Origin of the sequence: Loktanella sp. DSM 29012 (assembly GCF_900110705.1) — a bacterium.
GTDB classification, from domain to species: Bacteria; Pseudomonadota; Alphaproteobacteria; order Rhodobacterales; family Rhodobacteraceae; genus Loktanella; species Loktanella gaetbuli.
On sequence record NZ_FOEJ01000004.1, the window covers coordinates 321,212 to 345,639 of the forward strand.

At 64.0% G+C, this 24,428-nt stretch carries 21 protein-coding genes, 1 tRNA gene and 1 riboswitch; of the genes, 8 read left to right on the forward strand and 14 right to left on the reverse strand.

Translation table 11 applies throughout. From position 1 onward, the window contains the following. Positions 1 to 17 precede the first annotated feature (17 nt). Positions 18 to 548, reverse strand: a complete 531-nt coding sequence (locus BMX27_RS11305) for an NADPH-dependent FMN reductase (protein WP_090159921.1) — start codon at positions 546 to 548, stop codon at positions 18 to 20. Positions 549 to 631: 83 nt separating this feature from the next. Here BMX27_RS11305 and BMX27_RS11310 point away from each other — a divergent pair, with 83 nt between their 5' ends. Further along, complete coding sequence (locus tag BMX27_RS11310) at positions 632 to 2,266, forward strand: thiamine pyrophosphate-binding protein (protein ID WP_090159922.1); 1,635 nt, start codon at positions 632 to 634, stop codon at positions 2,264 to 2,266. A 78-nt stretch (positions 2,267 to 2,344) separates the two neighbouring features. Here BMX27_RS11310 and bluB read toward each other — a convergent pair whose 3' ends face one another. The 5 genes from bluB to cobN all read right to left on the reverse strand — a co-directional run bounded on the left by bluB (position 2,345) and on the right by cobN (position 8,734). Next, the gene (gene bluB / locus BMX27_RS11315) at positions 2,345 to 2,968 is read right to left on the reverse strand and encodes a 5,6-dimethylbenzimidazole synthase (RefSeq protein ID WP_090159923.1); all 624 of its coding nucleotides are present in this window, start codon (positions 2,966 to 2,968) and stop codon (positions 2,345 to 2,347) included. A gap of 6 nt (positions 2,969 to 2,974) precedes the next feature. Then, positions 2,975 to 3,583 carry a cob(I)yrinic acid a,c-diamide adenosyltransferase gene (gene cobO / locus BMX27_RS11320; protein ID WP_090159924.1) on the reverse strand — a complete coding sequence of 203 codons (609 nt, stop codon included), beginning with the start codon at positions 3,581 to 3,583 and terminating at the stop codon, positions 2,975 to 2,977. Between the two features lie 26 nt (positions 3,584 to 3,609). After that, complete coding sequence (locus BMX27_RS11325; RefSeq protein ID WP_090159925.1) at positions 3,610 to 4,335, reverse strand: LrgB family protein; 726 nt, start codon at positions 4,333 to 4,335, stop codon at positions 3,610 to 3,612. Next, positions 4,332 to 4,673 carry a CidA/LrgA family protein gene (locus BMX27_RS11330; RefSeq protein ID WP_056035102.1) on the reverse strand — a complete coding sequence of 114 codons (342 nt, stop codon included), beginning with the start codon at positions 4,671 to 4,673 and terminating at the stop codon, positions 4,332 to 4,334. The genes BMX27_RS11325 and BMX27_RS11330 overlap by 4 nt, the downstream gene beginning before the upstream one ends. Before the next feature lie 299 nt (positions 4,674 to 4,972). Continuing rightward, positions 4,973 to 8,734: a cobaltochelatase subunit CobN gene (gene cobN, locus BMX27_RS11335; protein ID WP_090159926.1), complete on the reverse strand. Its 3,762-nt coding sequence runs from the start codon at positions 8,732 to 8,734 to the stop codon at positions 4,973 to 4,975. A 65-nt stretch (positions 8,735 to 8,799) separates the two neighbouring features. On the opposite strand from cobN, the gene BMX27_RS11340 reads away from it, so the two are divergent. Beyond that, positions 8,800 to 9,060, forward strand: a complete 261-nt coding sequence (locus BMX27_RS11340) for a hypothetical protein (protein ID WP_090159927.1) — start codon at positions 8,800 to 8,802, stop codon at positions 9,058 to 9,060. Between the two features lie 5 nt (positions 9,061 to 9,065). On the opposite strand, the gene BMX27_RS11345 is transcribed toward BMX27_RS11340, so the two are convergent. The 3 genes from BMX27_RS11345 to BMX27_RS11355 form a co-directional block, all read right to left on the reverse strand. After that, complete coding sequence (locus BMX27_RS11345) at positions 9,066 to 9,515, reverse strand: GNAT family N-acetyltransferase (protein WP_090159928.1); 450 nt, start codon at positions 9,513 to 9,515, stop codon at positions 9,066 to 9,068. Further along, positions 9,515 to 10,600, reverse strand: a complete 1,086-nt coding sequence (gene cobW / locus BMX27_RS11350; protein WP_090159929.1) for a cobalamin biosynthesis protein CobW — start codon at positions 10,598 to 10,600, stop codon at positions 9,515 to 9,517. Before cobW ends, BMX27_RS11345 begins: the two co-directional genes overlap by 1 nt. 80 nt (positions 10,601 to 10,680) lie before the next feature. Then, positions 10,681 to 11,355 (reverse strand): energy-coupling factor ABC transporter permease, encoded by a 675-nt coding sequence (locus tag BMX27_RS11355; protein WP_090159930.1) that lies wholly within the window; start codon positions 11,353 to 11,355, stop codon positions 10,681 to 10,683. Positions 11,356 to 11,389: 34 nt separating this feature from the next. Further along, positions 11,390 to 11,613: riboswitch (cobalamin riboswitch) on the reverse strand. 190 nt (positions 11,614 to 11,803) lie between these two features. Here BMX27_RS11355 and smc point away from each other — a divergent pair. Then, a complete protein-coding gene (gene smc / locus BMX27_RS11360; RefSeq protein ID WP_090159931.1) occupies positions 11,804 to 15,259 on the forward strand; it encodes a chromosome segregation protein SMC in 3,456 nt (1,151 codons plus the stop codon). A gap of 117 nt (positions 15,260 to 15,376) precedes the next feature. On the opposite strand, the gene BMX27_RS11365 is transcribed toward smc, so the two are convergent. Beyond that, positions 15,377 to 15,450 (reverse strand) — tRNA-Cys (locus BMX27_RS11365). Between the two features lie 156 nt (positions 15,451 to 15,606). Between BMX27_RS11365 and BMX27_RS11370 the strand changes: the two genes are divergently transcribed. The 3 genes from BMX27_RS11370 (at position 15,607) to BMX27_RS11380 (ending at position 18,499) form a co-directional block, all read left to right on the forward strand. Continuing rightward, positions 15,607 to 16,260: a protein-L-isoaspartate O-methyltransferase family protein gene (locus BMX27_RS11370; RefSeq protein WP_256212481.1), complete on the forward strand. Its 654-nt coding sequence runs from the start codon at positions 15,607 to 15,609 to the stop codon at positions 16,258 to 16,260. Further along, positions 16,257 to 17,618, forward strand: coding sequence for a TolC family outer membrane protein (locus BMX27_RS11375; protein ID WP_371260127.1), 1,362 nt, complete (start codon positions 16,257 to 16,259; stop codon positions 17,616 to 17,618). Before BMX27_RS11370 ends, BMX27_RS11375 begins: the two co-directional genes overlap by 4 nt. A 68-nt stretch (positions 17,619 to 17,686) precedes the next feature. Then, the gene (locus BMX27_RS11380) at positions 17,687 to 18,499 is read left to right on the forward strand and encodes a hypothetical protein (RefSeq protein ID WP_090159932.1); all 813 of its coding nucleotides are present in this window, start codon (positions 17,687 to 17,689) and stop codon (positions 18,497 to 18,499) included. 3 nt (positions 18,500 to 18,502) lie between these two features. Here BMX27_RS11380 and BMX27_RS11385 read toward each other — a convergent pair whose 3' ends face one another. After that, positions 18,503 to 19,969: a cobyric acid synthase gene (locus BMX27_RS11385; RefSeq protein ID WP_090159933.1), complete on the reverse strand. Its 1,467-nt coding sequence runs from the start codon at positions 19,967 to 19,969 to the stop codon at positions 18,503 to 18,505. A 50-nt stretch (positions 19,970 to 20,019) separates the two neighbouring features. Between BMX27_RS11385 and BMX27_RS11390 the strand changes: the two genes are divergently transcribed. Further along, positions 20,020 to 20,595 (forward strand): cobalamin biosynthesis protein CobQ, encoded by a 576-nt coding sequence (locus BMX27_RS11390; RefSeq protein WP_090159934.1) that lies wholly within the window; start codon positions 20,020 to 20,022, stop codon positions 20,593 to 20,595. A gap of 57 nt (positions 20,596 to 20,652) precedes the next feature. On the opposite strand, the gene BMX27_RS11395 is transcribed toward BMX27_RS11390, so the two are convergent. Continuing rightward, on the reverse strand, positions 20,653 to 20,976 hold the full coding sequence (locus BMX27_RS11395) for a DUF6280 family protein (protein ID WP_090159935.1): 324 nt from the start codon (positions 20,974 to 20,976) through the stop codon (positions 20,653 to 20,655). A 228-nt stretch (positions 20,977 to 21,204) separates the two neighbouring features. Between BMX27_RS11395 and efp the strand changes: the two genes are divergently transcribed. Further along, positions 21,205 to 21,768, forward strand: coding sequence for an elongation factor P (gene efp, locus BMX27_RS11400; RefSeq protein WP_090159936.1), 564 nt, complete (start codon positions 21,205 to 21,207; stop codon positions 21,766 to 21,768). Positions 21,769 to 21,858: 90 nt separating this feature from the next. On the opposite strand, the gene BMX27_RS11405 is transcribed toward efp, so the two are convergent. Further along, complete coding sequence (locus tag BMX27_RS11405) at positions 21,859 to 22,602, reverse strand: CAF17-like 4Fe-4S cluster assembly/insertion protein YgfZ (protein ID WP_090159937.1); 744 nt, start codon at positions 22,600 to 22,602, stop codon at positions 21,859 to 21,861. After that, entirely contained in the window at positions 22,595 to 24,406 is a 1,812-nt protein-coding gene (locus tag BMX27_RS11410; protein ID WP_371260128.1) for an ABC transporter ATP-binding protein, read from the reverse strand. Before BMX27_RS11410 ends, BMX27_RS11405 begins: the two co-directional genes overlap by 8 nt. Positions 24,407 to 24,428 lie beyond the last annotated feature (22 nt).

Sequence of the window (24,428 nt, forward strand, 5' to 3'; positions counted from 1 at the left end):
AGGCCGCCGCCGCCCTGTCAGATCAGGGCGCGCAGCGCATCCATCTGTGCCTTGAGGAAATCCTGATAGCTGTCAGCGATCAGACGTCCGTTGTCGTCGAATTGCTCGTAGCTGGCACCGACCAGAACCTCTGGTCCGTTCAGCACGCGCGCATCGAATGCCGTCAGCATCAGGCGCAGGGAAAACTGGGCACGTTCGCCACCCGACCGGCCAGCGGTGGCCGACATGATTGCAACGGGCTTGTTTTTGAGCACGGCACCATCGGTGCGGCTGATCCAGTCCAATGCGTTTTTCAACGCGCCTGAAGGGGCCTTGTTGTATTCGGGCGTGGAAATGATGACGGCGTCCGCCGCTGCGATCTGGTCGGAGAGGGTCTGCACCGCGGCGGGGATGCCCGACGCCTCTTCCAGGTCGCCGTTGTACAGGGGCAGATCAATGTCGCCAAATGTCAGCGTGTCCGCGCCGAACAACCGCCCTGCTTCTGCGATCAACAGCCGGTTATGTGACGCCTTGCGCAACGATCCTGAAATGCCGAGAAGTTTGGCCATGGAAGCCTCCTTTGAATTAGTCGAAGCTGAGGTAAGGCGCGGTGGCAAAAGGCCAATGTGCGAATGCGCGAAAGGGGTGTGCAATGAGACACGGCGGTAAAATTCTGTCCGATCAGCTGGTGAAACTGGGGGTGGACCGCGTGTTTTCGGTGCCGGGCGAAAGCTTTCTAGCGGCATTGGACGGTTTGTACGACAGCGGTATCCAGAACGTCGTCTGCCGTCACGAAGGCGGGGCCGCAATGATGGCCGAGGCGCACGGCAAGCTGACCGGCAGGCCGGGCGTGTGTTTTGTCACTCGCGGGCCGGGGGCCTGCAACGCCAGCGCGGGCGTGCATGTGGCGATGCAGGACAGCACGCCGATGGTTTTGTTCATAGGCCAGATCGACAACGGCCACACGGACCGCGAAACGTTCCAGGAGGTCGATTACAAACAGATGTTCGGCGGGCTGGCGAAATGGGTGGCCCAGGTGGACGATACGGATCGTTTGCCGGAATATATCGCGCGCGCCTTTCGGCTGGCACAGTCCGGCAGACCCGGTCCCGTGGTGCTCGCCCTGCCCGAAAATATGCTGAGTGCGGCCTCGGATGTGCCTGATTTTCAGGGACTCGTGGCGCAACCTGCAGCTGACGTGGGTGCGCTGCCCAATATTCTGGATCAGCTGATGCAGGCGGCGCGTCCCCTGGTCGTGGTCGGTGGGCCGCATTGGTCCCCGGCCGCGCAACAGGCGCTGGAACGCTTTGCCACGGCCACGGGCGTGCCCGTCGTGACCAGTTTTCGCAGGCAGGATTACATGGACAACCGGCACGACGGTTTTGCCGGTGACCTGAATGTCGGGGTTAACCCTGTGCTGGCGCAAAGGGTCCGGGATGCGGATTGCCTGCTGCTGCTGGGAACACGGTTCGGCGATATCGAAACGCAGGGCTATACGCTGGTCGATCCTGCGGCGCCGGCCCAGACGATCCTGCATATCCACGCCGAAGCGGACGAAATCGGACGCGTCTACGGCGTTGACGCGCAGGCGGTCTGCCAAGCGGATCATGCGATCATCACGCTGGCGGCATTGGTAGAAGACCCCGTCCCTGCGCCGCGCTGGTCTGCGTGGACCGCCGCCGCGCGTGCGGACTATCTCGACTGGATCAAGCCGCGCGAGACGCCGGGCGCGGTCAAGCAAGAACAGATCATCCGTTGGCTGTCCGATCACCTGCCTGGCGATGCAATCCTGACCAATGGGGCAGGCAATTATGCCGCCTGGCTGCACCGCTATTTCAGCTACAAGCAGTACGGAACCCAGTTGGCGCCGACCTCGGGGTCGATGGGATATGGATTTCCCGCAGCGATTGCCGCGTCGTTGCGACATCCGGACCGGCCGGTGGTCTGCCTTGCGGGGGACGGGTGTTTCCAGATGACCTGCAACGAGATGTCGACGGCCGTTCAGCACGGTGCCACCCCGATCGTGATCGTGATGAACAATGGGCGCTACGGCACGATCCGGATGCATCAGGAACGGAATTATCCGGGGCGTGTGTCTGGCACCGTGCTGGCCAATCCGGACTACGCGGCCCTGGCGCGCGCCTATGGCGGGTTCGGTGCGACGGTCACGACGCAGGACCAGTTCGCGGAGGCCTTTGCCGCGGCGCGCGCCGCCGGCACCGTCGCGATCATCGAATGTGTGCTGGACCCTGCTGTTCTGGCACCCGGCGCATCACTGGGCGGGTAGCCGAATTTTCGCGAAAATTCGGGTGGGGGCGCTGCCCCCGGCTGCGCCTCCCCCGGGATATTTTTGCCCAGAAGAAGGCTAGACCACCTGCCAGGGGGTTGCGGTGTTTTCCTGCCAGTCGGCGCGATGTAACAGCGGTGTGTCGTCCGTTCGGGCAGGCAAGCCGAGGCAGAGATAGGCTGTCAGTTGCCAGTGTGGCGGGGCCGCCAGCGTGGCATGCAATGCGACGGGGTCGAGGATCGAGACCCAGCCTGTGCCGATATTGTCCGCACGGGCCGCCAGCCAGAGGCTGTGGATCGCACAGACTGTGGAAAAGCTGAGCATTTCCGGCATGGTCTGGCGACCCAGACCGTGTCCTTCTTCCGGATTATCGGCCGTGAATACGGCCAGGTGGACCGGTGCTTCGCGCAGGCCCGCGAGTTTGAGGGCGTCATAAGCGCGTCGTCGGTCGTCGGTATAGGCTTTTGCTGCTGCGGCGTTGGCGCGTTCGAAATTGGCGACGACCGCGGCGCGGGTTGCAGGTGTGTCCACTTGCATCACGCGCCAGGGGCGGGCATTGCCGACCGATGGCGCAAGGTCCATCGCCGCGCGCAGGCGCGCGATCCGGTCTGGCGCAATCGGATCGGTGCGGAAATGGCGCACGTCGCGGCGCCATGTCAGGATGTCTTGCAATGCGGCTGCATGTGCCTTGGTCAGCTGCATGATGGGTCAGTATTCGACACCGATCTGCGCCTTGATGCCGGCGCGGAAGGGATGTTTGACCAGCTCCATTTCTGTCACCAGGCCCGCCGCCTCGATCAGGTCGGCATGGGCGTTCCGGCCGGTCAGGACCACGTGGGTCATGGGCGGTTTTTCGGCGCGCAGAAAGGCCACCACCTCGGCTGCATCGACATAGTCATAGCGGATCGCGATGTTGATTTCGTCCAGCAGGACCATCTTGTTGGCCGGGTCACGGATCAGGTCGCGGGCCTTGGCCCAGGCGGCCTGCGCCATTTCCGTGTCGCGGCTCTTGTCTTGGGTTTCCCATGTGAACCCCTCGCCCATGGTGTGAAATGCGCAGGTGTCGGAGAATTTCGACAAGATCAGGTCGCGTTCGCCCGTGCTCATCCCGCCCTTGATGAACTGGACGACGGCGCATTGCATGTCATGCGCGATGCAGCGAAAGATCATGCCAAAGGCGGCAGATGATTTGCCCTTGCCCTTGCCGGTGTGGACGATGATCAGGCCCTTTTCGTCGGTTTTTGTCGCCATGATCTTGTCGCGGGCGGCCTTTTTCTTGGCCATCTTGGCGTTGTGGCGTTCGGTGTCGTCGGTCATGGCGCACTCCGGTTTTGATTGGGGTATTAGTAGGCGGCGACCAGATAGGGCGCAAGCAAGGGCGCGATCAGTGCCGTCAGCAGCGCGTTCAAGCCCATGCCGATGCCTGCGAATGCGCCTGCGGTTTCATTGACCTGAAATGCGCGGGCGGTGCCGATGCCGTGGCTGGCCACGCCCATGGCGAAACCGCGTGCGCGGTAGTCGGTGATGCGCAGTGCGTTGAAAATGGGTGTGCCGATGATGGCGCCCGTGACGCCTGTGACGATGACCAGCACGGCGGTCAGTGCAGGCTGGCCGCCCAGTGCCTCGGTGATGCCGATGGCGACGGGGGCGGTGACAGATTTCGGAACAAGGCTGAGCAGGGTGTCGGGGCCGACGCCTGCCAAACGCGCGATCGCCACGGCGGACACCATCGCTGTGGCTGCGCCGACGATCAGAGCGGCCAGCATCGGCAGAAAACTGCGCCTGATCAACGCGAGGTTGGTATAGAGCGGGACGGCCAGGGCGACGGTCGCAGGTCCGAGCATGAAGTGGACGAACTGTGCACCTTCGAAATAGGTGGCGTAGCTGGTGTTCGTCAGGGTCAGGACGACCGACAGGATCGCCACGGCCAGCAGGACGGGATTGACGATGGGTTTGCGCCCCGATGCGCGAAAGGCCGCGTCACCGATGCCGTAGGCAATCAGCGTCAAGGTCAGCCACAGCAGCGGCCCCTGTGAAAGGTAGATCCAGATATCGGTCACATCGGTCATCGGCCCAGCACCCGTGCCACGCCGATGAAGGTGTAGACCGCCGCAATGATCGCCAGCGCGGTCGACCCCAGGATGGCCAGCGCCAGACCCAGGCCGTCGTCGCCCAGGCGATCGAGCTGGCCCACTACGCCAACGCCTGCGGGCACGAACAGTAATGACAGATGTGCCAGCAACCCTTGTGCCGTGGTGGTGATCGCAGCAAGCCGCGGCACGGCCATCAACGCCACGAACAGCAGCGCCATGCCAAGAACTGGGCCGGGCAGGGGGAGGCCTGCGCCACGGCTGATCGCCTCGCCCAAGAGCTGAAACCCCAAGAGAATGGTCAGATGTTGTATCATGTCACCGGTCTAAGCGCAGAAGTTGTGGCAGGAAAGAAACGATTTTCACGGCTGCACGATCGGGAGCGAAAAAAGATGTGGCGCGGCTTGGCGCGGCTTGCCAAGAGAAGCGCCAGAGCAGCACGACTTGGAATCCCTGAAAATGCGCATTTTTGTCCTGACCCTCTTTGCGCTTTATCTGGGTACGGCGGCGCTGGCTGTCGGGCTGTAGTCAGGACAGCCCCTGCCGCAACGGGCCGTTGCAGCATGCCTGCGACCTGATGCGATCCTGTATCAAGATTGCGCCGCATGTTTGCGCGCTACAGTAATCCCGCGATGCGCGCGCGGGCCGAATTCGATTTGGGTGACCACAGGCCACGGTCGATAGCCTCTTGCAGGCGGGCCGCGATTTCGGCCAGCGCGGGCGCGTTGGTATCGACGATGAACTGGCGCGTGTCGTCGTCTGCCAGAACGGCCTCTTCGACGAGGTCAAAGTGGTGATTGCGCACGGCCCCGGTCGTGGCGGCAAAGGCAAAGAGGTAGTCAACGGTCGCCGCGATCTCGAAAGCACCCTTGTAGCCGTGGCGTTTCACACCCGCGATCCATTTGGGGTTCACGACGCGGGACCGCACGACGCGGCCGATTTCATCCTCGAGCGTGCGGATCAGGGGGCGTTCGGGACGCGAATGGTCGTTGTGATAGATCGGGCGATCCTGCCCCTGAAGCGTGGCGACGGCTGCGGCGGCGCCGCCCTCGAACTGGTAGTAGTCGTCACTGTCCAGCACATCGTGTTCACGGTTGTCCTGGTTCTGAACGATCGCATCGGTCTGGGTCAGACGTTGCTCGAATGCAGGGCGCGCGGCGGTGCCCTTTGCGTCAGCCCCGTAGGCATAAGAGCCCCAGGTCAGATAGGCCTCGGCGAAATCGCTGCGGTCCGACCAGATGCGTTCGTCGATCAAGGCCTGCAGGCCCGCACCGTAAGCCCCGGGTTTTGATCCAAAGACACGGGACGCGTCCTCGCCCGCGCGCGCGCGGGCTGCGGCAGGGTTGATGTCCTGGGGTTCGTCCAGCGCCTGGATCGCGCGGGCGGCACTGTCGACAAGCGCGATCAACTGCGGAAAGGCGTCCCGGAAAAAACCCGATATGCGCAGTGTGACGTCGACGCGCGGGCGACCGAGGGCAGACGACGGTATGATCTCGAAACCGGTCACCCGGCGGTTGGCGGCGTCCCACTTGGGTTTGCACCCCATCAATGCCAGCGCCTGCGCGATGTCGTCGCCACCCGTGCGCATGTTCGCGGTACCCCATGCGGTCAGCAGCAGGCTGCGCGGCCAATCCCCGTGGGTTTGCAAATGCGTGTCGATCAGCAGGTTGGCGGATTTCCAGCCGAGCGCCCAGGCTGTCGGTGTCGGCACCGCGCGGCTGTCGACGGAATAGAAGTTGCGCCCTGTCGGCAGGGTATCCAGCCGCCCGCGTGTCGGCGCGCCCGATGGCCCCGGCGGGATCGCGCGGCCATCCAAGGCACGCAGGAGGGCTGCCCCCTCGTCCGGACCACAGGCGGCGACGGCAGGGCGGATACGCGCCTCGATTTCCGATATGACGGCGGCCGACGCTGTTGGGCTGACGCCCAATGCGCCCCGCCCACCGTCCCCTGAGGCGGCGCGCAACGTTTCGGGAAGAGTGCCGCTTGTCAAAAGTTCTTGTGACAGCGCCTCTAGCCGCTCGACCGTATCGCCATTGGTCCGCCAGCCTTTTGCGTCGCCAAGTGCGCCGGGTTTTTCTGGCGCGGGGGCCGCCAGGTTGCAGTCGAGCGGGTCGATGGACAGGTCGAAATCCAGCGCGAGCGCGCGCAGCAGCGAGGCATTCGCGCCCTTGCCATCACCACGCGGCACGCGGGCAAGCGCGATGCTGAGGTCGATTTCCTGCTGGCCCGTGGGGCTGACACCAAAGACATGCAATCCGTCGCGGATCTGTGCCTCTTTCAACTCGCAGAGGTAGGCGTCGAGTTTCGCCAGATCGCCGTCGGCGTCGCCCTTGAAGCCTGCATCCTGGCTGAGGCCCGTGACCTCTGACAGGGACAGGATTTCGCGGCGCAGGTGGTCGAGACGGCGGGGATCGAGGCCTGCCGCCTCGTAGTATTCGTCGACCAGCGCCTCGAGATCGCGCATGGGGCCATAGCTTTCTGCGCGGGTCAGGGGCGGGGTCAGGTGGTCGATGATGACGGCTGCCGTGCGGCGTTTGGCCTGCGTGCCTTCGCCTGGGTCATTGACGATGAAGGGATAGATATGCGGCACGGGCCCCAGCGTGACCTCTGGCCAGCAGGTACCGGAGAGGGCCAGCGCCTTGCCCGGCAGCCATTCGAGGTTGCCGTGTTTGCCCATGTGCACGAGCGCATGTGCACCCCAATGGTGGCGCAGCCAGAAATAGAAGGCCAGGTAGTTATGCGGCGGCACCAGGTCGGGGGAATGGTAGGTCTCGGTCGGGTCGATATTATAACCGCGCGCGGGTTGCAGGGCCACGACCGCATTGCCGAAACGATGGATCGACAATTTGAAACCTGCGCTGGTTTCGGTGGCGGGTGCCTCCGGCGGGAGTATTTCCGGCAAGATGATGAACGGGTCGTCGTCAGGTGCGCCCCAGCGCGTGGTGATCTGTTCGCGGACCTCCCACGGGAGAGCGTCGAAGTGCTGTTGGTAGATGTCGAGCGGCAGGAATTCACCGCCTTCGGTGTCTGCGCGGTCGGTCAGCCAGTTGGTGGGACCCGCCATCATCTGGTCCATCAGCGCCTGTGCGCTGGCGGGCGGTGCCGTGGCATAGCCTGCGTCTTGCAGCAGCCCCAACGCGTGGACCGTGGCGGCGGGGGTGTCGAGGCCGACACCATTGGCGAGGCGGCCGTCCTTGTTGGGGTAATTGGCAAGGATCAGGGCGACCTTGCGGTCGGCTGCGGGGGTGCGCTGAAGCCGTGTCCAGTTGGCGACAAGATCGGCCACCCATGTGATCCGATCACCCTGCGCCTGATAAGTAGCGATGGGACATTCGGTGGCCGCGTCGAAGAAGGCCTCGCCCTTGAAGCTGATAGCGCGGGTCAGGATGCGCCCATCGACCTCTGGCAGGGCGACGTTCATGGCGATGTCGCGGGCAGACAACCCCTGGGGGCTGTCGCGCCAGGCCTGTTCGGTGCCGCCTGACAGCACGACCTGGAACACGGGCGCGCCCTGTGCCTGCGGACCGGCCAGTGGGTTGTCGGGGCTGTCGTCGCCGTCGTGCGGGCTGCCGACGGCAAAGGCGGTGGCATTCAGGATCACCGATGGCGGGGCCTGTCGGAAAAGTTCCGTCAGGGTGGCCGTCGACAGCGGGTCCTTGAGCGACGCCACAAAGACGGGCAGCGGGTTGAGCCCCTTGCGTGACAATGCGCGGACGAGCCGGTTGATCGGGGCAAGCCCGCCGCCCTGCACCAGCGCACGGTAGAACACGATTGGCACGACCGGTGCGCCGTCGGTCCAGGCATCCTGCGCTGCAGCCAGGTCGGCCACACCCGCGCCGGGCCAGTAGACACCCGCCCGCAGCAGCGGGCTGGCGGGGGCAGGGCGGTCGGTATCGTCCACGATGGATTTCGCGCAGGCCAGAAACCGGACGGCGTTCTGCGGTCCGCCTTCGACAAGGTAGCTCCACAAGGCGTCGTAGTCGGCGTCGGTGACGGTGGACAGGCCGCGCAGGTCGGGGTCCTCTCGGTCGTCGCCGGGCAGGAACGCGACAGGCACGCCAGCTGTCCGCAGCTGGGCTGCATATTGCGTCAGGCCATAGCGCCAGTATCCGGCACCGCCCAGCACGCGGGCGATGACCAGCCGCGATTTCGCGGCACAGGCGTCCAGATGCAGGTCGACCGACATCGGGTGTTGCAGATGCATGAGGCTGGCAAGCCGCAGGCCGGGGGGCGCGTCCATCGCGGCGCGCGCCTCTGACAATGCAGCGAGTTCTGTATCGGCGGCCGAGATGACAACCACATCGGCGGGTGTCTGGCCCAGATCGATGGGTTCCGTCCCGTCGGATATCGCGCCCGCACTGGCGGCCAACAGATGCATTATGCTTGACCTTTCGACAGGTCAGCGTAGGTCGCATGCCAACCATTGATACATGAGGCAATCCCATGGACTACAGCAAATCCGGCGCCGCAAAGCCGGGCCGCAACGCGCCCAAGACCCGCGACGGCAAGGGGCGCAACCCGCAGACCGGCGATGCGCGCAACGACAAGGCCGCCCTTTTGGAGCGGATGAAAGCCAGTCGCGCTGCCAAGCTGGCGGAAACCGGCGGCCTGCCGCTGGACCGTCCCAATGAAGGCGCCGACAAGATCGCCATCGACGAGATGGGTCCCAAGACCGTGCGCGGTCCGGAAAAGCTGGACAAGTAACGCTGTCATAGCTGGCATTCCATGAACACCGAATGCGGTCCCTCGACGTAGTCGCCGAATGGGCCGCATGGCGTGAACCCATGCCGTGCATAAAGCCTGTGCGCGGCGTAGAGGTCATCGCCACTCTCAAGGCGCAAAAGGGCGAGGCCTTGGGTGCGCGCCTCGGCGATCAGGGCCTGCATAAGAGCCGCACCTGCCCCAGATCCGCGTGCGGCGGGATCCACGAACATCGACTTCACCTCGCCGTAGTCTCCCTTGTTCGCGAGTGCGACACAGCCCAGGGCATCGCCGTCCTGGTTGGCGATGAAAAACCGGATGTGCGGTGCGGCCAGTTCGTCGACCGACAGGGCAAAGCTGAACTCTGGCGGATATTTCGACAGCAGGAATGCGTGGCTTGCCGTCAGCAGGCGGCGACCGTCGGGGTCGCGCGGATCGGCTGGCGCGACGGTCAGCATCAGGCGGACAAGGCTGCCGTGATCGCGGCACGGTCAAGACCGGCCTGACCGATCACCACGAGGCGTGCGCCGCGCGGGGTCTGTCCCAGCGGCTGATCGTAGTAGTGATCCACGCGCGGTCCGACCGCCTGCACCGTCAGGCGCATCGGCTTGCCAGCGACCGACGTGAACCCCTTGAGTCGCAGAATATCGTGGGCGCGGATCACGTCGGCAAGCTGGGTCGCAAAGGCCGCCGGATCATCGATTTCCGCCCGCTCGACGACAAAGGAATCAAATTCGTCGTGGCCGTGTTCGTGGGCATGGTGGTGGTCGTGATCATCATCCTCGTCGTGATCATGGTCATCGTCATGATCGTGATGATGGTGGTGCACCTCGTGCCGCGATTCCAGATCGTTTTCGGCACCGATCCCCTGACCCAGCAGAACATCGACCGGCAGGGCACCCATCGCGGTACGAACCACCTGTACGCCGTCGCGGGATTCGGATTTGAGGCGGGCCGCGAGGGCGGCGGCGGCCTCTGGTTTCATCAGGTCGGTCTTGTTGATGACGATCATGTCGGCACAGGCGATCTGATCCTCGAACAGTTCCGACAGTGGCGTTTCGTGATCAAGACCTTCGTCGGCGCGGCGCTGGGCGTCCACGGCATCGACGTTATGGGCAAACCGGCCTTCGTCGACAGCGACGCCGTCCACGACGGTCACCACGCCGTCCACCGTCACGCGGCTGGCGAGGCCCGGCCAGTTGAACGCCCGCACCAGCGGTTGCGGCAGGGCCAGACCGCTGGTTTCGATGACGATGTGATCGGGGGCAGGGTCGCGGGCCAGCAGGGCCTCCATCGAGGGGATGAAATCGTCGGCCACGGTGCAGCAGATGCACCCGTTCGACAGTTCGACCACGTCGTCCTTGGCGCAGGCGTCCTGATCGCAGCCTTTCAGAATGTCGCCGTCCACGCCCAGATCGCCGAATTCATTGATGATCAACGCGATGCGCTTGCCGTTGGCGTTTTGCAGCATGTGGCGGATCAGTGTGGTTTTGCCCGCGCCCAGAAATCCTGTGACGACGGTGGCGGGAATTTTGCTAGCCATGGGAACGCTCCTGCGCGGAATAGGGATCGGGCCAAGGGGATACCCCTCGGCCCGTTGATTTCAAGTCAATGGGGTGTTGTTCAGGCGGCGTTGTAGACGCGGCTGTTCAGCAGCGAAGAGCCGTTCGCGCGCAGTGCCTTGGCACCCGCCAGCACGACCAGATCGACCAGCGGTTCCAGCAGCAACACGGTCATGTAGGCCGCACCGAATGTTGCCAGCGACACCATCGTTTCGGCACCCATGCCCTGACCCCACATCACCCAGAAAGCAACCCAGGCCACGATGCCGGCCTGATAGGTGGCGGACAGTTTCAGGGCCTGCGTGTAGGTCAGATCGACGTAAGCCGTGTCGGATGCGATGACCTTGCGTGCGACAAAGTGCAGGCCCAGCAGGGGCACCAGCAGCGTGGTCACGTTCATCGCGTATTGCGGCAGATCGGTGGGCGACAGGAACAACGCCTGAACAAGCAAGCCCAGGGCCAGACCGATCGCGGCGGGGGCCGTGCCAAGCATCAGCAGCAGGGTCGATCCCAGGATCAGGTGGACCTCGGACGGACCTGCGGCAAAGTGGGGCAGGACCTCGAAGAAGATCACTGTCGCTATGGTGGCCATCGCGGCGCGTGCGCCGAGGCTGACCAACCCGCGCTCTGCGGCGCTTTCCCATACCAGTTTTGCGCTGACGGTGGCAGCGCCTGCTGCGGTCACTGCGCCCAGTGCCATTTTTGCGCCTGTCACAAGGCCCGGTTCGATATGCATAATGTCGTCTCCTTTGCCCGCCATCCCCGGCGGGTGGTGTTTCAATGTGCAGGGCCGGTCTCCTGGCTTGCGGGTCAAGGTGCGGCGTCGCCTTCCCGGGGCTGGCCCCAGTGGCATATCGACGGCGCACTCTCCGCTTACAGTCGCGGGGGCGGCTGCGGCTGGGGGCCTCCTTGATCGGATCGGCCCGTTCCGCATTCCCAGTTTCATCCCCGACGCTTTGCGTCTGTGTGGGGAACCTTGCCTGCCCTTTGTGCGCCTCGGGGGTGTCCAGCGTCAAGGGCGGACTGCGGCGTTCTGTCAGGCTTTCCCGACGTGAGGGGCTGGCCGGAGCTGCGCAATATCTTGTGGATAACTGGGCGGATCAGCGCAGATGCGGTGCTGCGCGCGTTGACTCGGGGCTTTGCCGTGACGCATCCTGCCCGCCAGTCCAAGGATAGCGTGCGCAATGCAGTTCACCAAGCTCCGCCTGAATGGCTTCAAGAGCTTTGTCGACCCGACCGATCTGGTGATCGCGGACGGGTTGACCGGTGTCGTGGGGCCAAACGGTTGCGGAAAATCCAACCTTCTCGAGGCGTTGCGCTGGGTCATGGGCGAAAACCGCGCCTCTGCGATGCGCGGCGGCGGCATGGAGGACGTGATCTTTGCGGGCACGGCGACGCGCCCTGCACGCAATTTCGCCGAGGTCGTGCTGCAGATCGACAACGGCGAACGGCTGGCACCTGCCGCGTTCAATGACAGCGATTCGCTGGACATCACGCGGCGCATCACCCGCGATGCAGGGTCTGCCTACAAGGTCGGTGCAAAGGATGTGCGCGCCCGCGACGTGCAGATGCTGTTTGCCGATGCCTCGACCGGGGCGCATTCGCCGGCGCTGGTCCGGCAGGGGCAGATCAGCGAGTTGATCAACGCCAAACCCAAATCCCGCCGTCGCATCCTGGAAGAGGCGGCTGGTATTTCAGGGCTGTATCAGCGCCGCCACGAGGCAGAGCTGAAGCTGCGCGGCGCAGAAGGCAACCTGACCCGCGTCGATGACGTGATCGCGCAACTGGCGGCACAGCTGGGCACGCTGGCTCGGCAGGCGCGGCAGGCGGCACGCTACCGCGAGATCGGAACTGCACTGCGTCAGGCCGAGGGTGTTTTGTTGTACCGGCGTTGGCGGGATGCGGACGCGGCCTACGCAACCGCGCAGACTGCCGTGCGCGACTGCACCGCACAGGCCGTGCGGGCCGAGGCCGCTGCCCGCGCGGCAGCCTCGGCGCGGCAGACGGCCGAGGACGCACTGCCGGCGTTGCGCGACGAGGACGCCATCGCCGCCGCCGTGATCCAGCGCCTGATCGTGGAACGCGACCAACTGGAATCGGCAGAGGCACGCGCGGTCAAGGCCATCGAGACCCTGACCGCACGCATTGCCCAGCTGTCCCGCGACATCAGCCGCGAGGTCGCGCTGAATGCCGATGCAGGCGAGAGCATCGCTGCACTGGAGGCCGAACAGACCGCGCTGGAGGCCGCGCAGGCCGGTCATGAAGATGCCTTGCAATCGGCGATGGGCGAGGCTGTCGCCGCAGCCGAGGTGCTGGGGACCCGAGAGGCCGATCTGGGGCAGGCGACCGAGGATGCGGCACGCCTTGCGGCGCGGCATCAATCCGCACAGCGACTGGCCGAGGACAGCGCCAAACGGGTGGCGCGGGCCGAACAGCAGGAACAACAGGCACGCGATGCCAATGCTGCTGCCGTGGCCACGCTTGCGACACTTGCGCAGACCTCTGATGCGGCGCGGCAGGCCGAAGAAGCCGCAACCGAAACGGCGCGTCGTGCCGAGGAAACGCTCGCCATGGCCGAGGCGGCACGCGCAAGGACGCAGGCCAGCGAATCCGAGGCGCGTGCCGCGCGGTCCGCAGCCGAAGGCGAGGCCAGCGCGTTGCGTGCAGAGGTCGCGGCGCTGACCCGGCTGGTGGACCGCGACCGGGGTGATGCAACCGCGCTGCTGGATGCATTGACCGTGGCACCGGGATTTGAGCGGGCGTTGGGGGCCGCATTGTCCGACGACCTCAAGGCACCGGTGGTGACGGATGATGCCGCGACAGGCTGGGTCGCGCTGGAGGCCTATCCGACAGTGCCGCCACTGCCGGGTGACGCACGTCCGCTGGCCGACATGGTGACGGGGGCCACGGCCCTGACGCGCCGCCTGTCGCAGGTCGGGGTGGTCGCGGCAGACCGGGGGGCTGCAATGCAGCGGGATCTGCAGCCGGGGCAACGGTTGGTATCGGTCGAGGGTGATCTGTGGCGCTGGGACGGATTGCGGGCAGGGGCGGCGGATGCGCCTTCGGCTGCGGCGTTGCGTCTGGAACAGGTCAACCGGCTGGCGCGTCTGCGTACCGATCTGGCGCAGGCCGAAACGGTTGCCGGTGACGCGCAGGCGGCGCACGACAAGCTTGCCACACGGCTGAAGGAGTTGACCGAGGCCGACGCATCCGCCCGCGCGGCCCGGCGCGCGGCCGATGCACAGGTCACGGACGCACGGCGCGCCGCCTCGCGCGCCGAGGCGGATCGTGATCTGGCACAAAGCAAACTGGATGCCTCCGCGCTGGCGCAGACGCGGCACGCGGATGAGGCAACGGCGGCCCGGACTGAATTGCAGCAGGCCACCGCCGCAGTCGCACAGCTGGAGGACCTGACCGCGGCCCGCGCAGCCGTCGACGATCTGCGCGTCACGGTCGAGGCCGCGCGCATGACGCTGATGGCCCGCCGCGCTGCCGCGGATGAGTTGCGCAGTGCCGGTGACACGCGCGCGGCGCGACTACGCACCATCGCCAAGGATCTGACGGGCTGGCGCACGCGGCTGGACACCGCCACCGGGCGGCTGGCCGAACTGGAAGCGCGCAAGGCCGCGTCCGAGGCAGAATTGACCGCTGCGCACGATACGCCTGCCACGTTGGCAACACAGCGTGAAACATTGGCCGGGTCCTTGCAGGCGGCGGAACGGCGTCATGCCGCCGCGCGTGATGCGCTTTCGGTCGGGGAAGGCGATCTGCGGACGGCGACCCTTGCGGAACGCGATGCCGAACGCGCCGCATCCGAGGCGCGCGAGGCCCGTGCCGCGGCGGATGCCCGTGCAGAAGCCGCAGGCGAGACCGTTGCGGCGGCTGTCATGAGCATCCGTGACGCACGTGACCTGACACCGGCCGCATTGATCGAGGTGCTGGCCATTGATCCGGACACGATCCCGCCCGTTGACCGGATCGAAGCCGAGGTCGCAGGTCACCGACGTCAGCGCGACGCCTTGGGGTCCGTCAATCTGCGGGCCGAGGAGGACAGCCGCGCGGTGCAGTCCGAACATGCGTCGCTGGTCGAGGAGAAGCGCGACCTCGAAGAGGCGATTGCCGCACTGCGGTCGGGAATCGCAAGCCTGAACCGCGAGGGACGCGAACGGCTGCTGACGGCATTCGAGCAGGTCAACGAAAGCTTTGGCACCCTGTTTGCGCATCTGTTCGGTGGTGGTGAGGCACGGCTTGAACTGGTCGAAAGCGATGATCCGCTGGATGCCGGGCTGGAAATCATGTGCCAGCCACCGGGCAAGAAGTTGTCGACGCTGAGCCTGTTGTCGGGTGGTGAACAGACGCTGACGGCCATGGCGCTGATTTTCGCGGTGTTCCTGGCGAACCCCGCGCCGATCTGTGTTCTGGACGAGGTAGATGCGCCGCTGGACGATGCAAACGTCACCCGATTCTGTGATCTGCTGGACGAGATGACACGCCGGACACAGACCCGGTTCCTGATCATCACGCACCACGCTGTTACCATGAGCCGGATGGACCGCCTGTTTGGTGTGACGATGGCGGAACAGGGCGTCAGCCAACTGGTGTCGGTTGATCTGAAAAAAGCGGAACAGATGGTGGCCTGATGATATCGGCACGGCGCTGTTTGGCCCGTTCCGGGCAAACCCGCCCCGCCCGCCATCCCACCGACTGGTCTGATCGCAAGCATCGCGTCGGCCAGAAATCTATCGAAAAAGGGGTGATGGAGGCGAGTACCGGAATCGAACCGGTCTACACGGATTTGCAATCCGCTGCATAACCTACCTGCCCACTCGCCATCCGTCGCCCGGATAGGACGGAACGCGGGCGGGGTCAACGGGGATTGCGCAATCGCGTGCCGGCGCTATCTCACAAACGCAGATCAATGCGTTGCCCGCGACCGCCAGCTATGGCATTGGTGATGGATAAACAATTCAGACGGACAAATCAGACCGTGGCAGATTTTCAAGCACGCCGCACGATGATGGTCGATACGCAAGTGCGGCCTTCAGACGTGACCAAATTCCCCATCATCGACGCAATGCTGTCCATCCCGCGCGAGGCGTTTGTGCCGTCATCGCTGCGCGAGGCTGCCTATGTGGGCGAGAACCTGGTGCTGTCCCCAGAGCGCGTGATGCTGGAACCGCGCACCTTGGCAAAGATGCTTGATGCCCTCGACGTGCAACCGCACGAGGTGATGTTGGATCTGGGCTGTGGTCTGGGATATTCCGCTGCCGTGGCTGCCCGGCTGGCCGACTTTGTCGTGGCCGTCGAATCCGACGCGGATCTGGCGGATGACGCGCAGACAAATTTGTCGGACCACGGGATCGACAATGCCGCCGTCATGGTCAACCCGCTGGAAGATGGCTGTGCCAAATCTGCGCCCTATGACCTGATGATGATCCACGGTGCTGTGGAAGTCGTCCCCGACAGCCTGCTTGACCAGCTCAAGGATGGCGGGCGCATCGCGGCGATCTTTGCCGACGGCGCGTTGGGGACCGTGCGGATCGGCATCAAGGCGCATGGTCGTGTCAGCTGGCGCTATGCCTTCAATGCAGGGGCCCCGATCCTGGGTGGCTTTCGCAAGCCCAAGGAGTTTGCCTTGTGAGCATTCTGGAAACGTTGCGTCGTGGGGCCGCGGTGCTGTGCGTATCGGTAATCGGTCAACTGGCCCATGCGGATACACTGAGCCAGGCGCTGACGGATGCCTACGCGAATTCCGGATTGCTTGCGCAGAACCGTGCTGTCTTGCGTGCCGCGGACGAGGACGTCGCACAGGCGACCGCTCGCCTGCTGCCCGTGATCAACTGGGCCGCGTCGGTGAATACCCAAAGCCCGCGCCCCGTGGGTGCGGACCGCTTTACCGGGTCTTTGTCCCTGACCGGCCAGCTGACACTGTATGACGGTGGTGCAAACCGCCTGGCGATTGCGGCACAAAAGGAACTGGTGCTGGGCACGCGGCAGGCGCTGCGGTCTGCCGAACAACAGGTCCTGCTGCGCGGTGTTCAGGCCTATATGGGCGTGATCGCCGCCAATGCCTTTATTTCGTTGCGTGAAAACAATCTGCGGCTGCTGAACCAGGAACTGGGTGCCGCCCAGGACCGGTTCGAGGTCGGCGAGGTCACACGCACGGACGTCGCACTGGCCCAGGCGCGTCTGGCCGAGGCGCGTACCCTGCTCGAATCCGCGCGCGGTGATCGCGAACAGGCCGAAGCGGAATTCGCTGCGGCCATCGGGCGCGCGCCCGGCAACCTCACGACAGCGCAGCCAGCGCCGGTTGCGCAGTCCGAGGCCGATGCGGTCGCTGTTGCAGTGCGCAGTCATCCCGACATCCTTCAGGCGCAATTCGGCGTGTCTGCCGCAGAGCTGGGAATCGCTCGCGCCGAGGCGGCCTATGGCCCGCGTGCGACGCTGGATGCACAGATCGGCGTTGATCCCGATCTGAACGTCGGCAACAGCGTCGGCCTCAGCATTGGTGGGCCGATCTATCAGGGTGGGGCGCTTGCGTCCGTGGTGCGTCAGGCGATGGCGCAGCGTGACCAGTCGCGTGCCGGCCTGCACATCACGACCCTTGGGATTCGTCAGCAGGTTGCAAATGCCTATGCGGTCTATCAGGTCGCACGGTCGCAATTGTCATCTACCGCCGAACAGGTGCGCGCCGCGCGTCTGGCGTTCGACGGTGTCCGCGAAGAAGCGACACTGGGGGCCCGCACGACACTGGACGTCCTGAACGCTGAACAGGACCTGCTGGATGCGCGTGCCAACGTGATCACCGCACAGCAAGCCGAGGTAAATGCCTCTTATGCGGTTTTGTCCGCGATGGGGCTGTTGACCACGGATCATCTGCGTCTTCCGGTGCAGCAATACGATCCCAACGCCTATTACGAGCTGGTGAAAGACGCGCCGCCGGCACTGTCCGAGCAGGGTCGTGCGTTGGACCGTGTTTTGCGCGCAATCGGTCAGTAACCTGGATACATTTGTTGTTTGGCAAGACGCTTCGGTCTAGGGTCAGGAACAGACGTTGAGGATGCAGAATGGCCGAACCGATGAGCAACGCCAGAATTGAGGATGTGCTGTCGTCCATTCGCAGGCTTGTCGCGGAAGACAACGCCGCCGAACGTGAGGCACCGCGCCCAAGCGCGAGAATCGAAAAGTTTGTTCTGACCCCCGCCTTGCGTGTGGATCACGAAGAAGACGCACGCGACTCGGATGCAGAGTCGGACGCGCCCTTTGTGCTGGAGGCATCGCATGCGGTGACACCGGCCGAGGACACGTCCGGCCCCGCGTCACTCCTCTCGACCATCGCGGAACTTGAGGCGGCCGTCAGTGACCAGGCCGAGGACTGGGAAGACGACGGCACGGGCACTGAACTGGACAAAAGTTGGTCCAGCGCCGGTTTCCGTGGCGATGTGCCCGTCGAGGATGCGATCGAGCTGGACAGCGCCGATCGCCCGCTGGGTGTGCCACAAGGGCCAGAGGCCTGGCCCGCCACATTGTCAGAGGCCGCCCGCCTGTACCGTGTCCAGGACGAGGATGAAGACGATTCAGCACAGGTCCTGTTTCGCCATCATCGTCACCGTGCCGCGGCAGACCATGAGGCTGTTGATCAAGACTATAACGACGACCTGATCGAGGCACCGGACGAGCGCGACCCAGAGGCAGAGGCTGCGCTGCATATGTTTCTGGAAGGCGGGCTGACGGTCAAGAACGATCAGTTGCAGGAAATCGTGCGCCAGATCGTGCGCGAGGAATTGCAGGGTACAATGGGTGAGCGCATCACGCGCAACGTGCGCAAACTGGTCCGCCGCGAAATTCAGCGTGTCCTGTCCAGTTCTGACCTGACCTGAGCATCAATCGGACGGTCGCTGCACCTCTGCTGCCATCGCAAGGACTGCATCAACATCAAGATGATTTTCGACATGATCGGCGAGTGCGTCGAGCGTGGCCTGTACCTGACCGCCGTAATCACCAGCTGCCACGGGTTTTCCAAGGTCGGACAGATAGGCCGCGCGAAACCGGTCCTTGGCAAATAATCCGTGCAGGTAGCAGCCGCGCACACGTTGCGATGGGCTGGCGGCCCCTTCGGGCCTGCCATCCAGTGACAGCCAAGCCCGGTCGGTGTCTGGCCCCGTCGTGGCACCCAGATGGATTTCATACCCCGATACGGGGTCACCGCTGGGCAGATAACTGGCCTGCGACAGTGCCAACCTTTTGCTGGGGTGCAGCGTGGTCTGCACATCAAGGTGACCCAGCCCCGGCACGCTGCGTGCAGGCCCTTCGAGACCATCGGGGTCGCTGATACGGGTGCCCAGCATCTGGTAGCCACCGCAGATCCCCAGCACGTGGCCGCCGCGCCGGATATGGGCCGCCAGGTCAATATCCCATCCCTGTGCGCGGAAATGATCGAGATCCGCGATGGTGGATTTCGATCCGGGCAGGATGATCAGATCGGCGTCCAGGGGCAGGGGGCGGCCTTCGGGGATGATGTCGACGCTGACGCCCGGTGTCGCGGACAGCGGGTCCAGATCGTCGAAATTCGCGATGCGATTCAGGCGGGGCACGACGATGCGAATATCGCCGCCGCCCCGGCTGGCGATGTCCATGACATCTTCGGCGGGCAATTTCCAGGCATCGGCGAACCACGGCAGGACCCCCAGCGGTGCCCATCCTGTGCTGTCGGCAATGGTGATCATGCCCTCATCGAACAGGCTGACATCGCCGCGGAACTTGTTGATGGCGAATCCCTTGATCAGGGCGGCATCCGCAGGGTCCAGCACAGCGCGGGTGCCCACCATTTGGGCGATGACACCGCCCCGGTCGATGTCACCGATCAGAACGACCGGCACATCCGCTGCCGCGGCAAAACCCATGTTGGCAATATCGCCTGCGCGCAGGTTGACCTCGGCCGGGCTGCCTGCGCCTTCGACGACGATCAGGTCGCAGGACTGCGCAAGCCTGTAAAAGCTGTCCAGAACACGGGGCAGGAGTGTCGGTTTCAGTGCTGCGTAGTCACGGGCGCGCACGGTGGTCAGGCGCTGGCCCTGCACCACGACCTGTGCACCGACATCCGTTTCGGGTTTGAGTAGGACCGGATTCATGTCGACCACCGGATCGCGCCCACAAGCCAGCGCCTGAAGCGCCTGCGCCCGCCCAATTTCACCGCCATCAACGGTGACGGCTGCGTTGTTGGACATGTTTTGCGGTTTGAACGGTGCGACAGAGAGACCGCGGCGCACCGCTGCCCGCGCAATTCCAGCGACAAGCAACGATTTGCCGACATTGGACCCGGCCCCCTGGATCATGATCGCACGTGTCATCGCGGCTCCTTTGCCGTAGTCTTAGGTGACGGGCAGCGACAGGAAAAGACATGAACACGCCAGCGCACGTGGTTTTCGGGCTGTTTACCTTTGCCGACCCAAAGGATCGTCGTGTCACCGGTGCCGCGATCACGGGGGCGCTGTTACCCGATCTGTCGCTGTACCTGTTGGCCGGCTGGGCGTTGCTGGTGCAACGCATTCCGGGCCAGGTCGTTTTTGGAGAGCTGTACTATTCGGACGCCTGGCAGGCCGTTTTCAGGATCGATAATTCCTTCATCCTGTGGAGCATGGCCCTGGCCGCAGGCATCGCACTGAAATCCCGGGTGGTCGTGGCGCTGTGCGCGGCGGCCCTGTTGCATCTGGTGTTGGATTTCCCGTTCCACCGAGAAGATGCGCGCGCGCATTTCTGGCCCCTGACAGACTGGAAATTCATCAGTCCTGTCAGCTATTGGGATCCCGCGCATCATGGCCGGATCGTCGCGGGCGTTGAGGTTGCGGCAGTTGTCGCCGCAACGCTGTGGCTGTGGCGGCAGCATCCGGGATGCGTGATGCGCACGCTGCTGGCTGTGCTGCTGGTGCTCGAGGTGACGCCGCCGTTGATGTTTGGCCTGATGAGCCTGGGCTGAAACGCAAAACGCGGCACCCGAGGGCACCGCGTCAAATATGTCATTCAATCAATCGGATCAGGCGGCCTTGGCGTCCTGCTCTGCGGCATGGCGGCGTTCGCTTTCTTCGCGGGACAGCGCGACCGAGGTGCGCACACCTTTGCCCACAAAATCCATCAGGCCGGCAACGACACGTTCGTTGGGGTCGATGCCTGCGCAGGACAAGACTTCACGACCATCACGAGAGCGGGCCCAGCGTGCGATCTGCTCTGGTCCGTTGCCATATTTCTTGTCGTCGGCAATTGCATCGTCCAGCGCAGCGAGTACAACTGCTGCAAACAGTTTGCGTGCGCGGTTGCCTTGCTCGTTGTTGAATGCGGTCCCGTCAACGAAATCTCTCATGTGTGGTCCTTCTCGCTTGTTTCGGTCATCGCAGTTACGGTGACGCTCTATATGCTCTGAATCACCCTTCAGGAGGGCGCCTGATTTGGAATGACTGCCATGCGCGAAATGCATGGCTATCAGTCGAAATCAGCCGATCTAGTTGTCTTGCGGCGCAACTGCCTGCCAGATATAGAGCCGGTTAAGAAATCATCAAGTTTTCGCCACAATTTTGACACGAAGTGACCCATGCCAAAAATCAACGGTAATGAAATTCGCCCCGGCAATGTGCTGGACCACGAAAACGGCCTGTGGGCTGCGGTCAAGGTCGATCACGTCAAGCCCGGCAAAGGCGGTGCCTTTGCGCAAGTCGAGCTGAAAAACCTGCGCGACGGTCGCAAACTGAACGAACGGTTCCGGTCCGCCGACAAGGTCGAACAGGTGCGTCTGGAACAAAAGGACCAGCAATTCCTGTTCGAATCCGACGATATGCTGACCTTCATGGATAGCGAAACCTACGATCAGATCGCGCTGCCCGCCGATATCCTGGGCGACCGTCGCCCGTTTCTACAGGACGGCATGATCGTCAAGATCGAATACTACGGCGAAGAAGCGCTGAACGTGACCCTGCCGCTGCGCGTCACCTGTAAGGTCGTCGAGACCGAGCCGGTCGTCAAAGGTCAGACCGCTGCAAACAGTTTCAAGCCTGCTATCCTGGACAATGGCGTGCGCGTCATGATCCCGCCATTCGTGGGTACCGACGAGGATATCGTCGTGAACACCGAACTGATGGAATACGTCGAACGCGCCTAAGGCGGTTTCGGCAAGTGTGTCATTCAACCTCCCCAGGTTACCGATCTGGGGAGGTTGTGACGCAGAGGTCTTAACAGAAGCTTACCGTCGTCAGGGCTGCGCGTCCAAATCGACGAAAACCCGCGTTTGATCCGCGAACACAGTGTCGCTGCGATCGAAACGCATGTAGGCGATGGCCTGATGGCCCGCCACCGTGTGCAAGACGCCCGCATCCTTGCCATCCTGGGACAGCGCTGTGCCGGCCGCGGCATCACCGTCCAACGTGACGCGGACCAGCCCCTTGCGCAGGGTCGTCTTGTGTTTCATGCGCGCCACGATTTCCTGTCCGACGAAACAACCCTTGCGAAAATCGACGCCGTTTAGACGTTCGAATCCCGCCTCGAGGATGTAGGTTTCGGGCGTCAGTTCGATACCTGTCTCGGGGATGAGATGGGCCACGCGCAGCGCATCCCAATCGGTCGCATCCGACCCGTCTGTCGTGGCATAGGCGCGCCAGCCCAAGGCAGGGTGTCGGGGATCAGCCAGCGCCCCGTCCGGCGCATCCCCTGTCCCGCGCGATACGATCAGGTCCGTTGTTTCGATCTGCACGTCCGCCCGCAAACGGTACATGTTCAGGCGCTGACCCAACCCCTGCGCATGGCTGGCGGCCACGTCGATCAGCAGGCGGTCAGGCTGACCGAGAACAAAGAAATCGGCCAGAAACCTACCCTGCGGCGACAGCAGGGCCGTGTAGACGATCCCGCCGTCGGCGCGGGTCACGTCGTTGGTCACCAGACCCTGCAGAAATTCAACGCGGTCAGTGCCGGTCAGCGCCAGAACGATGCGATCAGTCATTGTTTTCAGCAGCCTTTGATTTGAATTGCATCCGGTAGAGATCGGCATAGATGCCACCCCGCGCCAGAAGTTCGTCATGCGTGCCCTGATCCGCGACGCGTCCTTGGTCCATCACCACGATGCTGTCGGCATTCTGGATCGTGGACAGGCGGTGCGCGATCACCAAGGTCGTGCGCCCCACGCTCAGCCGTTCCAACGCCTGCTGGACCACGGCTTCTGATTTGGTGTCCAGCGCGCTGGTTGCCTCGTCTAGCAGAAGGATCGGCGTGTCGCGCAACACGGCGCGGGCAATGGCCACGCGCTGACGCTGACCACCTGACAGGTTCGATCCGCGCGGGCCAGCGGCGCTGTCCAGGCCGTGCGACAGCTGCGGCAGAAAATCAGTGACATGGGCTGCGTCAAGGACTTCGCGCAGGCGGTCCTCGGTGATGTCATCGCGGCCGAGCAGGATATTTTCGCGCAGGCTTTCGTCAAACAAGGCGGCATCCTGTGTCACGACCGAAAACAGTGCGCGCAACTGGCCCAGGTCGATGTCGGACACAGCGGTGCCGTCGATGCTGACCTCGCCTCCGTTCGGTTCGACCAGACGGGTCAGCACATTGAACACGGTACTCTTGCCTGCGCCGGATGCGCCGACCAGCGCCGTGGTCTGGCCAGCCTTGGCCGTAAATGTGGCCCCCCGCAGAACGGGCAGGTCGCCGTAACGCATTTCGACATCGCGGAACCGGATTTCGGGTGCGCCCTGCGGTGCAGGTTTGGGGTGTGCCGGCGACAGCAGGGTGGGACGTTCGTCAAAAACGCTGCGCAGCCGGTCGATGCTGGCCGCCGCAATCTGCCATTTGCCCGATGTGTTCGCGATCCGGCGCAGCGGGTCGAACACCAGTGCGATCGCAGTAAAGAACGACATGAATTCGCCCACGGTTTTCGTGCCAGCGATGATTTCGCCGCCGCCGTAGATCATCACGGCCAGAAACCCCATGCCGGTGACGATATCGACTAGCGCCGGGACCGTAGCCTGACCCGTGGTCGCTTTGATTTCAGCGCGTGCGCGATCACCCGTCAGCTTGCGGTAGCGCACGGATTGGTAGGATTCGAGCGCGTTCAGCTTGATCGGGTTGATGCCGTGGAACACCTCGTCCAGGCGCGTTGCCATGCGGCCTGCCAACTCGCGCGCGGAAACCGACCGGCGGCGCACGTAGCGTTGCGCCAGCAGGGCAGGCAGGACCAGGAACGGCACACCGACGAGGGTCACAAGCGTCCATTGCAGATCGACCGAAACGGCCACGCCGAACAGCACGATCACGGTCACGGTGTCGCGTCCGATGGACACCAGGATGTCGGCCCAGCTGTTGTTCACCACAGTGACGTCGGATTGCACCCGTTCGATCAGCTGACCCGGCGGGTTGACCTGATGATAGGCACTGTCCAGCGTCATCAGATGGTCCAGCAGGTCGGTGCGCATCGCGGCGGCAGCGCGTTGGCTGGCGCGCATCATCAGGATCTTTTGTCCCGCACTGGTGACGGCGCGCACGACAAAGATCAGCATGATCGCGATGCCCACGCCCCACAGCGCCGTGGTCTGACCCGCGATGAACACGTCGTCGAACATCGGTTTGATGAGATAGGACAGAAGGCCCAGCATCGCGCCTTCCATCGACATCAGCAGGACGGCGGCGATCAGCAGCTTGCGGTGGCGGCGCAGATAGGTGCGCCACAGCCACCGGAACATCGGTGTGATGTCGGGCCGGTCGGCGGCAGGCTGGCCTGCGGCGGTGTCGGTGACTGGTGCGGGTGTTGTGTTCATCACAGACACCTAGTCGACCGCC

Bases quoted from the DNA above. Each gene is read 5' to 3' on its own strand.
- BMX27_RS11305 (WP_090159921.1), bottom strand. From the start codon at position 548: ATGGCCAAACTTCTCGGCATTTCAGGATCGTTGCGCAAGGCGTCACAT.
- BMX27_RS11310 (WP_090159922.1), top strand. From the start codon at position 632: ATGAGACACGGCGGTAAAATTCTGTCCGATCAGCTGGTGAAACTGGGG.
- bluB (WP_090159923.1), bottom strand. From the start codon at position 2,968: ATGCAGCTGACCAAGGCACATGCAGCCGCATTGCAAGACATCCTGACA.
- cobO (WP_090159924.1), bottom strand. From the start codon at position 3,583: ATGACCGACGACACCGAACGCCACAACGCCAAGATGGCCAAGAAAAAG.
- BMX27_RS11325 (WP_090159925.1), bottom strand. From the start codon at position 4,335: ATGACCGATGTGACCGATATCTGGATCTACCTTTCACAGGGGCCGCTG.
- BMX27_RS11330 (WP_056035102.1), bottom strand. From the start codon at position 4,673: ATGATACAACATCTGACCATTCTCTTGGGGTTTCAGCTCTTGGGCGAG.
- cobN (WP_090159926.1), bottom strand. From the start codon at position 8,734: ATGCATCTGTTGGCCGCCAGTGCGGGCGCGATATCCGACGGGACGGAA.
- BMX27_RS11340 (WP_090159927.1), top strand. From the start codon at position 8,800: ATGGACTACAGCAAATCCGGCGCCGCAAAGCCGGGCCGCAACGCGCCC.
- BMX27_RS11345 (WP_090159928.1), bottom strand. From the start codon at position 9,515: ATGCTGACCGTCGCGCCAGCCGATCCGCGCGACCCCGACGGTCGCCGC.
- cobW (WP_090159929.1), bottom strand. From the start codon at position 10,600: ATGGCTAGCAAAATTCCCGCCACCGTCGTCACAGGATTTCTGGGCGCG.
- BMX27_RS11355 (WP_090159930.1), bottom strand. From the start codon at position 11,355: ATGCATATCGAACCGGGCCTTGTGACAGGCGCAAAAATGGCACTGGGC.
- smc (WP_090159931.1), top strand. From the start codon at position 11,804: ATGCAGTTCACCAAGCTCCGCCTGAATGGCTTCAAGAGCTTTGTCGAC.
- BMX27_RS11380 (WP_090159932.1), top strand. From the start codon at position 17,687: ATGGCCGAACCGATGAGCAACGCCAGAATTGAGGATGTGCTGTCGTCC.
- BMX27_RS11385 (WP_090159933.1), bottom strand. From the start codon at position 19,969: ATGACACGTGCGATCATGATCCAGGGGGCCGGGTCCAATGTCGGCAAA.
- BMX27_RS11390 (WP_090159934.1), top strand. From the start codon at position 20,020: ATGAACACGCCAGCGCACGTGGTTTTCGGGCTGTTTACCTTTGCCGAC.
- BMX27_RS11395 (WP_090159935.1), bottom strand. From the start codon at position 20,976: ATGAGAGATTTCGTTGACGGGACCGCATTCAACAACGAGCAAGGCAAC.
- efp (WP_090159936.1), top strand. From the start codon at position 21,205: ATGCCAAAAATCAACGGTAATGAAATTCGCCCCGGCAATGTGCTGGAC.
- BMX27_RS11405 (WP_090159937.1), bottom strand. From the start codon at position 22,602: ATGACTGATCGCATCGTTCTGGCGCTGACCGGCACTGACCGCGTTGAA.
- BMX27_RS11410 (WP_371260128.1), bottom strand. From the start codon at position 24,406: ATGAACACAACACCCGCACCAGTCACCGACACCGCCGCAGGCCAGCCT.